The sequence below is a fragment of the Microcoleus sp. B4-C2 genome, assembly GCF_036705265.1.
Classification (GTDB): domain Bacteria; phylum Cyanobacteriota; class Cyanobacteriia; order Cyanobacteriales; family Microcoleaceae; genus Microcoleus.
Map to the genome: position 1 here is coordinate 1 of NZ_JAUBUB010000144.1, position 2,320 is coordinate 2,320.

Here is a 2,320-nt window from a genome sequence, read left to right on the forward strand (position 1 = left end):
TTTTGGGTTTGAGCTAGTTGCTAAAACTCCACAGTTAGATTGAGTTTCTTAGGAGGACTTTAGCTATTAGACAGGGAATTCATTCCCTGTCGGACTGTCGGATTGTCGGACTGTCGGATTGTCGGACTGTCGGATTGTCGGACTGTCGGACTGTCGGATTGTCGGACTATCGGACTGTCGGACTATCGGACTATCGGATTGTCGGACTGTCGGATTGTCGGACTGTCGGACTGTCGGAATGTCGGATTGTCGGATTGTCGGATTGTCGGATTGTCGGACTATCGGACTACCGATTTAACGTGTTTGTTGACACCAATGGGCATTGCCGTTTCCCTACAAGGGCTATGTAGTTACTTACCAGCACAAGTGCTGTATATCATTTCCACTCGCCTTGCAAGGTAAAAGCAGCCCAATAATAGGGAGATTTCCACTCTTCCTCCTGCATCATTTCCATCTGCGCCGCCCTCAAAGCTGCCGCCGGCGCTAACTTTTGTTGCACCATTTTTTGATAAAACTTTTGCATTAACACAGAAGTTCCTTCATCATCCACATTCCACAAACTCACCGCCACCCGCTGAGCACCCGCATACATAAAACCCCTTGTCAATCCCACCATTCCTTCGCCTTTAACATTCTGCCCCATGCCCGATTGACAAGCACTTAAAACCACTAAATTTGCCGCCAGTTTCAAGTTGAAAATATCCGTGAGGCGCAAAAAACCATTGACAAGATTGCCCTTGTCATCTACCATCGACATCACAATTCCTGACAGTTCGGGATTTTGGCTGTTGGCAAGGCCGTGGGTGGCGAAGTGAACGATTTGATAATTAGCTAAACTGCCGTCGGTAGCAGTAGTGCGACTGGCATCAAAATCAATCTTTTGACTGCTAGAAGCTGAGGGAAATAAGCTGGATATTGTTTGGGCTTCTTGGCGGGTAAAGGGTAGGCGTTCGGGCGGCCATTGCCGATTAGAAGCACGAAGCGATTGATTTAAACCGAGGTTGTTTGCTTCTAATTTTGCTGTTGTTGCTTGGGTGATTTTTCCTTTAATTCTTTCATCCTCTGGACTGAAAACAGGATCGGCTAAAATCGCTAAAGTTTGGCTTGGTGGTTTTCTATCTCCGTAATTTTGCCTGAGAATGGCGAGAGTTGAGGCAGAAGGCAGAGTGATAATTTCATGTTCGACTATTAAGGGAACATTGGTATTTTGTCCGGCGGTTTGGGAAATAGTTAAAGCTTGAAAAGGGGTATAGTGCAACACGCCGTCGGGAACAATTAATAAGCGTTTTTTTGCTAATTGGGCTGCTGCGGGCTGTAAAATCACTTGACCCAGATTTGCACTTGCTTGGGCAACTTGTTGGGGAATATCTCTCTGGATTGGGCTAGTTATTACCTCTAGGAAGTTCTTAGCTGCTGTTTCAATGTCTGCGCGTTTTGGCAATTCATAGCTGGTTACTCCTGTTGATGTCACAACCCACAAATAACTGCGAACTCGGCCGAGGGAATATTGCAATAAAATCGTGTTTTCATCGAGAATCTGTTTCTGAATTTCTGGGAGTGTTAAAGGTTGGGGTTGGGTGAGGGCAGCGTAGCGGGGGCTGGCGGTACGAATCTGGGCTTGAATTTGCTGATATTGTTGCAAAAGTGCGAGGCGCTGTTTGTCGATTTCATCGATTTTAGCTTGATTGGGATTGGGGGTGCTGATTGTTTCGATGCGCTGCTTTTCAATGGCATCGAGTTGCTGTTGCAGGCTCTTTTCTTGTTGCAGTAAATCGGGGGAAATACCTTCGCGAATGTTGGCGTTACTTTCTTGGAGAAGTTCGAGGAGGCTGCGGGCCCTCGAACGTTCGCTGGCTTCTAAGGCTTTTGTATCGTAACCGGATTTAGGATTAGTTTTATGCAGTTGCATTAACAAATCGATGTATAATTCGTAGTAGTTTTGTACTGTGGCAAAGTATGAGCTGCGGAGTTCGGGGCTGGCTATTTTGGTGCGGAGGTTTTCGATGATTTTGAGAGAGGATTCAATGTTAGTGAGCGCTTCAGTGAGATTGCCTTGAGCGCGTTTGGCATAGGCAATACCATAGAGGGTGGTAGCTTCCCCACGGCGATCGCCGGTTGCCCGAAATAGGGGAAGCGACTGGCTGTAATACTCTAGCGCTTTCTGTTTTTCTCCCAAATCTGAGTAGACACTGCCGATGTTGTTGAGGGTGCTAGCTTCCCCGCTGCGATTGCCTACTGCCCGACTCAGGGGAAGCGACTGGCTGTAATACTCTAGCGCTTTCTGTTTTTCTCCCAATTCTGAGTAGACACTGCCGATGCT

Annotated in this window: 1 protein-coding gene; it reads right to left on the reverse strand. The window is 47.1% G+C overall.

Annotated elements, in window-relative coordinates:
• Positions 1 to 376: 376 nt before the first annotated feature.
• Positions 377 to 2,320: CHAT domain-containing tetratricopeptide repeat protein (locus tag QUB20_RS26885; RefSeq protein ID WP_333291782.1), on the reverse strand; the 1,944-nt coding region annotated here is incomplete at its 5' end.